The following is an 11890-nucleotide window of genomic DNA, read 5'->3' as shown; positions in this document are numbered from 1 at the left end:
CTGTACAATCACCACATCCCCCAGAAAGCCCTGGGACATGTCCCGCCCATCGAGGCCATGAAAAGATGGTACAAAGAAAAACCGGAACTTTTCATAAAAGTGCCACGCAATCGTCCGGGACCTGACACTTAGGGCTTTGGGCCGATGAGGAGTGCTGCCATGACCGCCATTGCCGCCGCGCACAGCCACGACGCTGCCGCACGCGACAGCGCCGAGTACTTGACGTTTCGCCTTGGCGCCGAGGAATACGGCATCGACATCCTGCGCGTGCAGGAAATCCGCTCGTACGAAAACCCCACCCGCATCGCCAACGCGCCGCGGCACATGCTGGGCGTGGTCAACCTACGCGGTGTCATCGTGCCGGTGGTGGACCTGCGCATCAAGCTGGGCTGCCCCAGCGTCGAGTACAACGGCCTGACCGTCGTCATCGTGCTCAACGTCAAGGGGCGCGTGGTGGGCGTCGTTGTCGATTCGGTGTCCGACGTGCTGGAGCTGCCGCGCGACCAGATCCGCGCCGCGCCCGAGATGACATCGACCACCGTGGACACGGCCTTCATCACCGGCATTGCCAGCGTTGGGGAGCGCATGCTGATTCTGATGGACATCGAGGCGCTGATGAGCAGCCCCGACATGGGCCTGATGGACGCCTGAGACAGTAGCCCCTACCTCCGAGGCCATACGATGAACAGCAACCATTGGATGCGAGCGTGGCGCGTACGCACACGCATGCTGGGTGCCATTGCCGTGGTGCTGGTGCTGGTGCTGCTGCTGGCGCTGGCGGGTGTGGGCGTGTGGGCGGTGCATCACATGCAAATCGCCCAGCACGAAGCCTTGACCCTGGCCTGGACCGCTGCCGGCAACGGCGGCGACGAGGCGTTTGCGCAGCAGATGATCCAACTCACCGAGCGCGGCGAACAGATTCGTCAGCAAAGCCTGTGGGCCTTGGGGGTGGCGCTGCTGGTGGCCATGGCGGTCGTGGCGCCGACCACCTGGATCAACATGCGCAGCATCGTGCGCCCGGTGCAGCAAGCGCAGGCGCTGGCCGTGGCCATTGCGCGCGGCGACCTGACCACCCGTGCCGACACCCGAGGCCAGGACGAACTGGCCGAGCTGATGCGCAGCCTGGCCGACATGCAGGCGTCGCTGGCGCGCACCGTGGGCGCCGTGCACGAAACCGCCGCACGGCTGCGCGCCACCGCCGAAGCGGTGGCCAGCGGCAGCCAGGACCTGGCGCAGCGCACCGAGCAAACCGCCGAACACCTGCGCCAGACGGTCGCCAGCATCGACGAGCTGACCCGCCATGTGGCGGCCAGCAGCGAGGCCGCGCAGGCCGCGATCGAACTGGCGCGACGCAACGCCGAGGTGGCCGAGCGCGGTGGCGAGGCCGTCGGCCAAGTGGTGGCGACGATGGACGGCATCCAGGCCGCCAGCCGCAAGATCGCCGACATCATCGGTGTCATCGACGGCATTGCCTTCCAGACCAACATCCTGGCGCTCAACGCGGCGGTGGAGGCGGCGCGCGCCGGCGAGGCCGGCCGCGGTTTTGCCGTCGTGGCCGGCGAGGTGCGGCAACTCGCGCAACGCAGCGCCCAGGCCGCCAGGAGATCAAGACGCTCATCGAGGCCAGCGTGGTGCAGGTGGGCACGGGCACGGCCCAGGTGCATGCGGCCGGGGCCACCATCCGCGACATCGTCGCCAACGCCGAGCAGGTGTCCGCCTTCATCCGCGAGATCACCGCCGCCACCCAGCAGCAGGCGCAGGGCTTGTCCCAGATCAATGCGGCAGTGGGGCAGTTGGACCAGACCACACAGCAGAATGCGGCGCTGGCCGAGCAGGCCACCGCCGCAGCCCAAAGCCTGCTCGATCAAGCGCAGCGCTTGCGGGAGTTGGTGTCGTTTTTTCATACCAGCGATGCCACGGTGATGGTGGCGCGTGCGCCGACGTCCAAGGCGATGGGGAGCGTTTCCGCGCGGCCGGTACCCAAGGCCGTGGGCAACGCCGCCAAACCCGCTGTCCGTTTGAGTGCTCCCGCCTCCAAGCCATCAAGCGGACCGGCTGCCGCTTTGGCGACCCCAGCGCAGGGGGCCGCCGGGCCGGCCCAATCGACGCCGGCTCGGCCGGTGGCGGCCCCTGCGTCCAAGCCAGCCGACGACGGCGACTGGGAAACCTTCTGACCCTGGCTGACCGCGCGCGATGACCGACGACTTCATCGCCACCCTGCCCGGGATGGCCAGTGCGGCCGCCGACGAGGCCGCGCGCGCCGGCCGGCTGTCGGTGGCGGAGCTGCTGGACCATCTGCAGCATGCCTTGGTGGTGATCGATGCGCAGGGTCACATCATCGGGTACAACGCCAGCGTGCTGACGCTGCTGGAGCTGCCTGAAGACCTCATGGCGCGCGGCCCGCTCATCGACGAGGTGGTGCGCTGGCAGGCCGCGCGCGGCGACCTGAAGGGCGACCCGGAGCGCCTGCTGCGGCGTGTCTGGCACCACCTGCGCGCCACGCAGACCAGCGGCCAGCCGCACGTCTATTCCTACACCACCGCCAGTGGCCGCACGCTGCAGGGCTCCACGATCGCATTGCCCGGTGGGGGGTGGGTGCGCATCTACACCGATGTTTCCAAGCATGCCCAGGCACTGGCCGCGCTGCGCGACAGCGAGGCGCGGTTTCGCAGCCTGACCGAGCTGTCGGCCGACTGGTACTGGGAGTGGGACACCGAGGGCCGCTACACGCGGCTGGAGGGGCGCGTGGTGCGCGAGCGCGACATCGCGCCGTTGTTTATCGGCCGGCGGCCGTGGGATGTGCCGGCGCCCAACCGGCCGCGACCCGAGGACTGGCGTCCGCTGCTCGACGCGGTCGAGCGGCGCGAGCCGTTTCGCCACTTCGAGGTGCAGCGCGTGCTGCCCGATGGGCGCACCTATTGGTTTGCCCTGAGCGGCGAGCCGGTGTTCGACGCGCACGGCACCTTCGTTGGCTACCGCGGCATCGGCCGCGACGTCACCGCGCGCAAACAGGCCGAGGCGACCATCGAGCGCCTGGCGTACTACGACGGTCTGACCGGTTTGTGCAACCGGCGCTCGTTCCAGGACCGGGTGGTGCAGGCGCAGGCCTCCAGCGCGCGCAGCGGCCAGTGGGCGGCGCTGTGCTTCATCGACCTGGACAACTTCAAGGACATCAACGACGCGTTCGGCCACGCCGCGGGCGATGGGCTGCTGCGCGAGATGGCGCAGCGCCTGCGCGAGTCCGTGCGCGCCGAGGATATGGTGGGCCGGCTGGGCGGCGACGAATTCGTCGTGCTGCTGGAGGATTTGCGCGAGGACGAGGAGCAGGCCGCCTGGCGCGCCCAGCACGTGGCCGAGAAGCTGCGCCAGGCGCTGGAGCGGCCGGCCGTCATCGACGGACACGACCTGCAGGCCACGCCCAGCATCGGCATCACGCTGTTTCGCGGCCAGACCGACACGGTGGAGGACATCCTCGGCCGTGCCGACCTGGCGATGTACCACTCCAAGGCCGCCGGGCGCAACGCGGTGCGCTTCTTCGACCCGGCGATGCAGGCGCGCGTCGTGCAGCGCGCCACGCTGCAGCGCGAGCTGCGCCACGGCTTGCGCGACGGCGAACTGCTGTTGTTCGGCCAGCCGATCGTCGACGTGCGCGCGCAGGTCTGCGGGCACGAGGCGCTGCTGCGCTGGCGCCACCCGGTGCGCGGCATGGTGCCGCCGGCCGAGTTCATCCCGGTGGCGGAGCAGACCGGGCTGATTCTGCCGATCGGCCAGTGGGTGCTGCGCGAGGCGTGCCGGGTGCTCGCGCGCTGGGCGGCCGACCCGGCGCGCGCCGGCTGGACGCTGGCGGTCAACCTCAGCGCCCGCCAGCTGCGCCAGCCGGACTTCGTCGACAGCGTGCGGCAGGCCCTGCACGCCGCCGGCGCCGACCCGCGCCGGCTGAAGCTGGAGCTGACCGAAAGCCTGCTGCTGCACGACGTGGAGGACACCATCGCGAAGATGGAGGCGCTCGCCGGCCTCGGCATCCAGTTCGCGCTGGACGACTTCGGTACCGGCTACTCGTCGCTCAGCTACCTGAAGCGCCTGCCGCTGACGCAGCTCAAGATCGACCGCAGCTTTGTGCGCGACCTGCTGACCGACCCCAACGACGCCGCCATCGTGTGCACCATCCTGCAGCTGGCGCAGAGCCTGGAAATGGAGGTGGTGGCCGAAGGCGTGGAGACAGCCGAGCAGTTCGAGGTGCTGCGGGCGATGGGGTGCCGGCTGTTCCAGGGCTACCACTTTGGCCGGCCAGCGCCGCTGGAACCCGCCCAGCCGCTGGGCGAAACCCCAACCGGATTTGGTGTCACCATCATCGGCGCCGCACCGCCCGCGTGATGCGGGCACGGCCCGTGCGGGGCGGTGGGTGGTGCCGTCGGCTGGATGCCGCTGTTCAGGTCCCCGAACCTGCGGCCGCGGTGCGTTGCCGCCACGCCAGCGCGGCCAACGCCACCGCTATCACGGCCACCGGCACCGTCGAGCCGACGTTGAGCCACCACCACCCCTGCGTCGTCACCAACGCGCCCGACGCAAACGAAGTCAGCGCCATCGTGGCGAACACGCCGAAGTTGATCAGCGCCTGGGCGCGGTCTTTTTCCTCCGCGCGGTACGCCTGCATGGCCAGCGTGGTGCTGCCGGTGAACAGAAAATTCCACCCTACCCCCAGCAGGAACAGCGCCACCACGGCCAGCGCCAGGTAAGCGCCCAAAAACGGCCCGCCCAGCACGTCGCGCGTGTGGTTGGCCAGGTTGGGGCCGGCGATAGCGCCGATCAGCCCCCCGGCCAGCACCAGCGAGACGGCCTTCTCGCGTTCACTCGGGGCGGCCAGTTCGCCGGCGGCGAAGCGGTACAGCTGCCCGTTGGCACTGTAGTAACCAGCCACCACGGTGGCGGCCACCAGCAGCGCAAAACTGCCCAGCTACACCGCCCGGGCCGCCAGCAAGGCCGAACCCAGCGCCACCAGCAGCCCGAACTGGAACGCGCGCTGGCGGCCCCAGCGTGCCTGGGCGCGTGCCACCCAACCGGTGGACAGCGCGCCACCGACCACGTAGCCCATCACCGGTAGCGTGGCCATCCAGCCCACCGGCGCCAGCTGCAGGCCCACCAGCCCGTTGATGGCGATAAACACCACGTTGTTGGTTAGAAACAGGCCTTGCGCGGCGGCCAGCAGCCATAGGTTGCGGTTCACGGGGCGCTGTTATAGCGCATAGCGGTTGGCGACAACGCCGCCGGCTGGGGCTTCCGCGGGGCGGGGAGCTTTCTACAATGCAGCCCATCGCGCCCTTGCTTGCGCCTGGGCATCCACAACGCGCAGGAGGACACCCCCCCATGGTTCCGCACCTCGTCACCGCACTGACCGGCCCCATCAACGAGCTGGAGCAGCGCATTCTCGAGTCCACCCCGGTCATTGAGCGTTGGTTTCGCCTGGAATGGATGGAGCACACGCCGCCGTTTTACACCTCGGTGGACATCCGCAACGCTGGCTTCAAACTGGCCCCGGTGGACACCAACCTGTTTCCCGGCGGCTGGAACAACCTGACCAACGAAATGCTGCCGCTGGCCGTGCAGGCGGCCATGGCGGCGATCGAAAAAATCTGCCCCGAGGCCAAAAACCTGTTGTTGGTGCCGGAAAACCACACCCGCAACACGTTTTACCTGATGAATGTGGCGCAGCTGCAGCGCATTTTTTACTCGGCCGGGCTCAACGTGCGCATCGGCTCGCTCAACCCCGAGGTCAAGGAACCCACGCCGATCGTCCTGCCCAACGGCGAGCGCATCGTGCTGGAGCCCATCATCCGCCAGGGGCGCCGCATTGGCCTGAAGCACTTCGACCCGTGCACCATTCTGCTCAACAACGACCTCAGCGCTGGCGTGCCGGGCATGCTGGAGGACCTGCACGAGCAGTACGTGCTGCCCCCGCTGCACGCGGGCTGGCACGTGCGGCGCAAGAGCAACCACTTCCGCGCTTACGAGGAGGTTGCCAAGCGCTTTGGCAAGTTGGTCGGCATCGACCCGTGGCTGATCAACCCCATGTTCGCGCACTGCGGCCAGGTCAACTTTGCCGAAGGCACGGGGTTGGAGTGCCTGCAAACCAACGTCGACGCGCTGCTGACCAAAATCCGCCGCAAGTACAAGGAGTACGGCATCCAGGAGCGGCCCTTTGTCGTCGTCAAGGCCGACAACGGCACCTACGGCATGGGGGTGATGATGGTGCGCGACGCCGCGGAACTGAGCAACCTCAACCGCCGCACCAAGAACAAAATGAACGTCATCAAGGACGGCCAACAGGTCAGCGACGTCATCATCCAGGAGGGCGTCATGACGCACGAACGTATCCACGACGCCGTGGCCGAGCCGGTGGTGTACATGATGGACCGCTACGTGGTTGGGGGGTTTTACCGCGTGCACGCCGAGCGCGGCGTCGACGAAAACCTCAACGCCCCCGGGGCCAGCTTCGTGCCGCTGGCGTTCGAAAAAAGCGCGCTGCAGCCGCAGCCTGGCAGCAAACCGGGGGCCAGTGTGCCGAACCGCTTTTACATGTACGGTGTGGTGGCGCGGCTGGCCATGCTGGCCGCAGCCTACGAGCTGGAAGCCACCGACCCGGAGGCCGAGCACGATGCCTGAGCCAGCGTTCTGGCACGGTCGGCGCGTGCTGGTGGTGGCCGACCCGCTGCACACCTTCGTCACCTACAAGGACAGCACCTACGCCATGATGCGCGAACTGGCGCGCCGCGGGGCCCGGCTGGCCGCGTGCGAGCCGCAGCACCTGCAGTGGAGCAGCGGCGGCCCGGTGACGGCGTGGGTACGCGACATCGAGCTGCGCGACGACGCGCACGATTGGTTCCACGTGCGCGCGCAGGCGCGCGAGCCGCTGCACGGCTTCGATGCGGTGCTGATGCGCAAGGACCCCCCGTTTGACGCCGAATATTTCTACGCGACGCACCTGCTGCAGCAGGCCGAGCGCGACGGCGCGCGCGTGTTCAACGCCCCGGCGGCGCTGCGTGACCACCCGGAAAAGCTGGCGCTGATGGAGTTTGCCGCGTTCGCGCCGCCGACGCTGGTGACGCGCTCGACCGAGGCGATCCGGGCCTTCCACGTCGAACACCGCGACATCATCCTCAAACCGCTGGATGGCATGGGCGGGCGCGGCATTTTCCGCGTCGGACCTGATGGCCTCAACCTCGGCGCGATCGTCGAGACGCTGACCCAGCACGGCCACACCACGATCATGGTGCAGCGCTTCGAGCCCGCCATCGCGCAGGGCGACAAGCGCGTGCTGATCATCGGCGGCGAAGCGGTGCCGTACGCGCTGGCGCGCATTCCCCAAGGCGGCGAGGTGCGCGGCAACCTGGCCGCCGGAGGCAAGGGGGTGGCGCAGCCGCTGACCGAAGCGGAGTGGGCGATTGCCCGCGCGCTGGGGCCGCGGCTGGCCGCGCGCGGGCTGCTGCTGGTGGGGCTGGACATCATCGGCGAGCACCTGACGGAGGTCAACGTCACCAGCCCGACGTGCTTTCAGGAAATCACGCAGCAGACCGGCTTTGACGTGGCGGCGCGCTTCGTCGACGCGCTGCAGGCGGCGGTCGTCGCCGCGGCGGCGGAGGGCGGGGCGTGAGCGCGCGCTGGGGGCTGGCGCGGCTGGCGTTCGCGGCGGCGCTGCTGGCGGTGACGGTGCTGTCGCTGCTGCCGCCGCGCCACCTGCCGCAGGTCGCCGTCGACGTCTGGGACAAGGCGCAGCACGCGCTGGCCTACGCGGGTCTCGCGCTGCTGGCGTGGGCCGGCTGGCCGCGCGCGCCGTGGGCAGTCGTGGCCGCGGCGCTGCTGGCGCACGGGGCCGCCGTCGAGCTGGCCCAGCAGGCCAGCGGCTGGCGCCAGGGCGACCCGCTCGACTGGCTGGCCGACGCGGTGGGGGTGGGCATGGGCTGGGGGTTGTGTATCGCCTGGCTGCGCCAGCGGCCGGGCGCGGCCTGAGCCGCGTTCAGGTGCCCGTGTCGGTCATCGGGGCGCCATCGACGAACACGCGCAGTTCCCCTGGGGCGAACGGAATCCAGACCTCGTCCCTCGTCAGCGGGGTGGTGACGATCACCGCCACGCGGTCGCCCGGTTGGGTGACGGTGGAAAAGTCGATCGTCCAGTCTTCGTCGGCCAGTGTGGCGCGAGAAAACGGGTAATCCCGCACCCGGTAGTGCAAATGCGTGCTGCAGTGGGCCCACATGGCATCGCCGCACGACAGCAGAAAGTTGAACGTGCCGTGGCGGCTGATGTGCGGGATCAGCTCGCGCAGCGTCGCGGTCAGCTCCGGCACCGGCGGCAGACTGGCGTGCGATTTGTCCAGCTCCTGCAGCAGCCAGCAAAAGGCGCGCTCACTGTCGGTGTCGCCCACCGGGCGGAAGTGGCGGTGCAGCTTGGGCTGGTGGCCGTGCAGGTCGCCGTTGTGCGCAAACACCCAGTAGCGTCCCCACAGCTCGCGCATGAAAGGGTGGGTGTTTTCCAGCGCCACCGCGCCGGTGGTTGCCTTGCGCACATGGGCGATCACGTTGCGGCTGCGGATCGGGTAGCGCTGCAGAAAGTCCGCCATCGGCGAGCGGGCTGCCGCATCCGGGTCGATGAACAGCCGTACCCCCCGGCCTTCGAAAAAGGCCACCCCCCAGCCGTCGGCATGGGTGTCGGTGGCACCGCCGCGCCGACGAAATCCCGTGAAGCTGAACACCGCATCCGTCGGTGTCGCGCAGTTGAGGCCGAGCAGCTGACACATGGCCCCGTGCTCAATGCGCCGAGGCGCGCGAGAACAGGTTGAGTACGAGCACGCCGGCGATGATCAGCCCCATGCCGATCCAACCCGCCAAATCGATGCGCTGGCCGTACAGGACGAAGGCCGTCAGCGTGATCAGCACGATGCCCAGCCCCGACCACACCGCGTAGGTGATGCCCACTGGAATGTGGCGCAGCACCAGCGATAGGCAGTAGAACGATACGACATAGCCCACGACGACCACGACCGACGGCAGCAGCCGCGTGAAGCCGTCGCTGGCTTTGAGCGCGCTCGTGCCCACCACCTCCGCGACGATGGCCAGCGCCAGCAGCAGCCACGGGTTCATCGCTTCCCGTTCCCAAGCGTTACAGCTTTTCGGTCTCGCCCGCCTTGGGCTGCCAGGTGAGCAATCTGCGCTCGATGCGGCCGACCAGTCCGTCCAGCACCAGCGCAAAGGCCGTCAGCACCAGGATGCCGGCCATGACGGTGTTGATGTCGAAGGTGCCCTCGGCCTGCAGGATCAGGTAGCCCACGCCCTGGCTGGAGCCCAAATATTCGCCCACCACCGCGCCGACGAAGGCCAAGCCCACGCTGGTGTGCAGCGAGCTGAACACCCAGCTCGTGGCGCTGGGCAGATAGACGTGGCGCAGCAACTGCTTGGGCGCAGCACCCAGCATGCGCGCATTGGCCAGGATGACCGGGCTGACCTCCCGCACGCCTTGGTAGACGTTGAAGAACACGATGAAGAACACCAGGGTCACGCCCAAGGCGACCTTGGAGCCGATGCCCAGGCCAAACCACACGGCAAAAATCGGCGCCAGGATGATGCGCGGCATGGAGTTGAGCGCCTTGATGTAGGGCTCCAGGATGGCCGAGGCCATGGGCGACAGCGCCAGCCACAGCCCGGCGGCCAGCCCCGTCACCGAGCCGATGCCAAAGGCCAGCAGCGTCTCGGCCAGCGTCACGCCCAGGTGGCGGTAAATATCGGCATCGGTCACGAACCAGGCCCAGATGCGCTCCAGCACCTTCAGCGGCTCGCCAAAAAAGAAGGCGGCCTGCCGGTCGTTGTCGAACAGAAAGGGCGGGATCAGGCCCGGCTGCGTCAGCACGTGCCACAGCAGGAACAGCGCGACCAGCAAGCCCAGTTGCCACAGCCGCAGGTTGCCCGGTCGGGGTTTGATCAATTGCCACATAGCGGGGGTCGGGGTTGGGTACGCTCAGGCGGCGCGGCGCAGTTGCTGTTGGTAGCCCTTGAGCACCTCCTCGCGCAGCACGCCCCAGATGGCGGCGTGCAGCTTCAGGAAGCGCGGGGTCATCTTCACCTCGGCCACGTCGCGCGGGCGCGGGATGTCGATGGCGAATTCGCCGATCGGGCGCGAGGCCGGCCCGGCGCTCATCACCACCACCCGGTCGCTCATCGCGATGGCCTCGTCCAGGTCGTGCGTGATGAACAGCACCGCCTTGCGTTTGGCCTGCCACAGCGCCAGCACCTCGTTTTCCATCAGCTGCCGGGTCTGGATGTCCAGCGCCGAGAACGGCTCGTCCATCAGGATGATGTCGGGGTCGAGCACCAGCACCTGCGCGAGGCTGGCACGCTTGCGCATGCCGCCGCTCATCTGGTGCGGATAGCGGTCGCCAAAGGCCCCCAGACCCACGCGGCGCAGCCACTCCTCGGCCTGTGCGCGTGCCTCGGCCGGCGGCATGCCGCGAAACTCCAGCCCCGCCATCACATTGCCCAGCGCCGTGCGCCACGGCATCAGGCTCTCGGCCTGGAACATGTAGCCCGCGCGCGCATTCAGGCCCGTCAGCGGCTGGCCAAAAATGCGCACCGTGCCCCGGCTGGGGGCCAGCAGCCCCGCGGCGACGTTGAGCAGCGTGCTCTTGCCGCAGCCGGTGGGGCCGACGACGCTGACGAATTCCCCAGCCCCCACCGTCAGCGAGACGTGCTCGACCGCCGTGTAGCGCTGGCCCGGGGCGTCCTTGCTGATGAAGGTGCAGGCGATGTCCTGCAGCTCGATCGCCGGGGTCGTCACGTCAGCCTTTCGGATACTTGGCGTTGGCCTTTTGCACGAAGGCGTTGGTGTAGACGGCGTTCAGGTCCAGCTTGGCCGCGGCCAGCTTGTCGTCCACGCTGCCCAGTGCGCGGAAGGCGGTTTCCGCCCCCTTGGCCGGGAACGCCCCGTCCGGCGACAGCGCGGGCTTGGACGCCAGAAAGCCGTCGATGTACACCGCCCGGTCACCCAGCAGGTAGCTCTCAGGCACGACCTTGATGATGTCGCCCGGGCCGGCTTGCTGGATCCACTTGTTGGCGCGCACCATGGCGTTGGTCAGGGCCTGCACGGTGGCGGGGTGCTTGTCGACGAAGGCCGCCGGGGCGTACAGGCAGCCCGCCGGCATCGGGCCGCCAAAGACTTGTTCAGCCTCGGCGGGCTTGCGCGTGTCCACCACCACCTGCAAGTCGCCCGAGCGCCGCAGCAGTGTGATGACGGGGTCCAGGTTGCTGATCGCGTCGATTTGCCCAGCACGCATGGCCGCCACTGCGCCGTTGCTGGCACCGACGCCGATGACGCTGACGTCGCTGGGCTTGAGCCCGGCTTTGGCCAGCACGAAGTTCAGCATGATGTGCGTGGAGCTGCCCGGCGCGGTGACGCCGACCTTTTTGCCCCTGAGGTCGGCCACCGTCTTGAAGCCCGGCAGCGTCTTGGGGTTGACGCCCAGCACGATCTGCGGCGCCTGCCCCTGCAGCACGAAGGCACGCATCGGCTGCCCCTTGGCCTGCATGTTGACGGTGTGCCCGAAGGCGCCCGAGACCACGTCGGCGCTGCCACCCACCACGGCTTGCAACGCGCGCGACCCGCCGGCGAAATCGACAATGGTGACGTCCAGCCCCTCGGCCTTGAAGTAGCCGAGCTGCTCGGCAATCGTCAGCGGCAGGTAGTAAAAGAGGTTTTTGCCGCCGACGGCGATCGTGACCTTGGGTTTTTCCAGCGCCTGGGCGCGCACCCAGGGGCTGATGCCCACCGTGGTCAGGGCAGCGGCGGTGGTCAGCAGTTGGCGTCGTTGCATGGTGGTCGTCTCCTCGAGAAGGTGGCCTTGGGCACCCAA

10 protein-coding genes and 3 pseudogenes are annotated in these 11890 nt (G+C 68.6%); 7 read left to right on the top strand and 6 right to left on the bottom strand.

The features are described 5' to 3' along the window. From Taqua_RS13525 to Taqua_RS08275, 4 genes and pseudogenes are all read left to right on the top strand, one after another. A pseudogene (locus tag Taqua_RS13525) lies at window positions 1–132 on the top strand (IS481 family transposase); the annotation flags it as partial. A gap of 27 nt (window positions 133–159) precedes the next feature. Next, window positions 160–651, top strand: a complete 492-nt coding sequence (locus tag Taqua_RS08290; protein WP_144326227.1) for a chemotaxis protein CheW — start codon at window positions 160–162, stop codon at window positions 649–651. A gap of 30 nt (window positions 652–681) precedes the next feature. Continuing rightward, window positions 682–2174 (top strand): annotated as a pseudogene (locus Taqua_RS13520) (methyl-accepting chemotaxis protein). Between the two features lie 19 nt (window positions 2175–2193). Further along, window positions 2194–4374: a putative bifunctional diguanylate cyclase/phosphodiesterase gene (locus Taqua_RS08275; protein ID WP_144326225.1), complete on the top strand. Its 2181-nt coding sequence runs from the start codon at window positions 2194–2196 to the stop codon at window positions 4372–4374. Between the two features lie 55 nt (window positions 4375–4429). Here Taqua_RS08275 and Taqua_RS08270 read toward each other — a convergent pair. After that, window positions 4430–5224: pseudogene (locus Taqua_RS08270) on the bottom strand (hypothetical protein). Between the two features lie 140 nt (window positions 5225–5364). Here Taqua_RS08270 and gshA point away from each other — a divergent pair. The 3 genes from gshA to Taqua_RS08255 are packed head-to-tail and all read left to right on the top strand — an operon-like array spanning window position 5365 to window position 8004. Beyond that, window positions 5365–6660, top strand: a complete 1296-nt coding sequence (gshA, locus tag Taqua_RS08265) for a glutamate--cysteine ligase (protein ID WP_144326224.1) — start codon at window positions 5365–5367, stop codon at window positions 6658–6660. After that, window positions 6653–7648 carry a glutathione synthase gene (gshB, locus tag Taqua_RS08260; RefSeq protein WP_144326223.1) on the top strand — a complete coding sequence of 332 codons (996 nt, stop codon included), beginning with the start codon at window positions 6653–6655 and terminating at the stop codon, window positions 7646–7648. Before gshA ends, gshB begins: the two co-directional genes overlap by 8 nt. After that, a complete protein-coding gene (locus tag Taqua_RS08255) occupies window positions 7645–8004 on the top strand; it encodes a hypothetical protein (RefSeq protein WP_068607021.1) in 360 nt (119 codons plus the stop codon). The genes gshB and Taqua_RS08255 overlap by 4 nt, the downstream gene beginning before the upstream one ends. A 7-nt stretch (window positions 8005–8011) precedes the next feature. Here the strand turns inward: Taqua_RS08255 and Taqua_RS08250 are convergent, their stop codons facing one another. The 5 genes from Taqua_RS08250 to Taqua_RS08230 are packed head-to-tail and all read right to left on the bottom strand — an operon-like array spanning window position 8012 to window position 11851. Beyond that, a complete protein-coding gene (locus tag Taqua_RS08250) occupies window positions 8012–8788 on the bottom strand; it encodes a class II glutamine amidotransferase (protein WP_144326222.1) in 777 nt (258 codons plus the stop codon). Window positions 8789–8798: 10 nt separating this feature from the next. Next, complete coding sequence (locus Taqua_RS08245; RefSeq protein ID WP_144326221.1) at window positions 8799–9131, bottom strand: DMT family transporter; 333 nt, start codon at window positions 9129–9131, stop codon at window positions 8799–8801. A gap of 19 nt (window positions 9132–9150) precedes the next feature. Then, window positions 9151–9978: an ABC transporter permease gene (locus Taqua_RS08240; RefSeq protein ID WP_068607020.1), complete on the bottom strand. Its 828-nt coding sequence runs from the start codon at window positions 9976–9978 to the stop codon at window positions 9151–9153. A gap of 24 nt (window positions 9979–10002) precedes the next feature. Beyond that, window positions 10003–10818 (bottom strand): ABC transporter ATP-binding protein, encoded by an 816-nt coding sequence (locus Taqua_RS08235; protein WP_144326220.1) that lies wholly within the window; start codon window positions 10816–10818, stop codon window positions 10003–10005. A 1-nt stretch (window position 10819) separates the two neighbouring features. Then, on the bottom strand, window positions 10820–11851 hold the full coding sequence (locus Taqua_RS08230) for an ABC transporter substrate-binding protein (protein ID WP_144326219.1): 1032 nt from the start codon (window positions 11849–11851) through the stop codon (window positions 10820–10822). Window positions 11852–11890 lie beyond the last annotated feature (39 nt).

The sequence above is a fragment of the Tepidimonas aquatica genome (genome assembly GCF_007556585.1).
GTDB lineage: Bacteria > Pseudomonadota > Gammaproteobacteria > Burkholderiales > Burkholderiaceae_C > Tepidimonas > Tepidimonas aquatica.
This window is presented reverse-complemented; position numbering and strand designations above follow the sequence as displayed.

Excerpts from the sequence above, each read along its gene's own strand:
- Taqua_RS08290 (WP_144326227.1), top strand. The coding sequence starts at position 160 with ATGACCGCCATTGCCGCCGCGCACAGCCACGACGCTGCCGCACGCGAC.
- Taqua_RS08240 (WP_068607020.1), bottom strand. The coding sequence starts at position 9,978 with ATGTGGCAATTGATCAAACCCCGACCGGGCAACCTGCGGCTGTGGCAA.
- gshB (WP_144326223.1), top strand. The coding sequence starts at position 6,653 with ATGCCTGAGCCAGCGTTCTGGCACGGTCGGCGCGTGCTGGTGGTGGCC.
- Taqua_RS08250 (WP_144326222.1), bottom strand. The coding sequence starts at position 8,788 with ATGTGTCAGCTGCTCGGCCTCAACTGCGCGACACCGACGGATGCGGTG.
- Taqua_RS08230 (WP_144326219.1), bottom strand. The coding sequence starts at position 11,851 with ATGCAACGACGCCAACTGCTGACCACCGCCGCTGCCCTGACCACGGTG.
- Taqua_RS08245 (WP_144326221.1), bottom strand. The coding sequence starts at position 9,131 with ATGAACCCGTGGCTGCTGCTGGCGCTGGCCATCGTCGCGGAGGTGGTG.
- Taqua_RS08275 (WP_144326225.1), top strand. The coding sequence starts at position 2,194 with ATGACCGACGACTTCATCGCCACCCTGCCCGGGATGGCCAGTGCGGCC.
- gshA (WP_144326224.1), top strand. The coding sequence starts at position 5,365 with ATGGTTCCGCACCTCGTCACCGCACTGACCGGCCCCATCAACGAGCTG.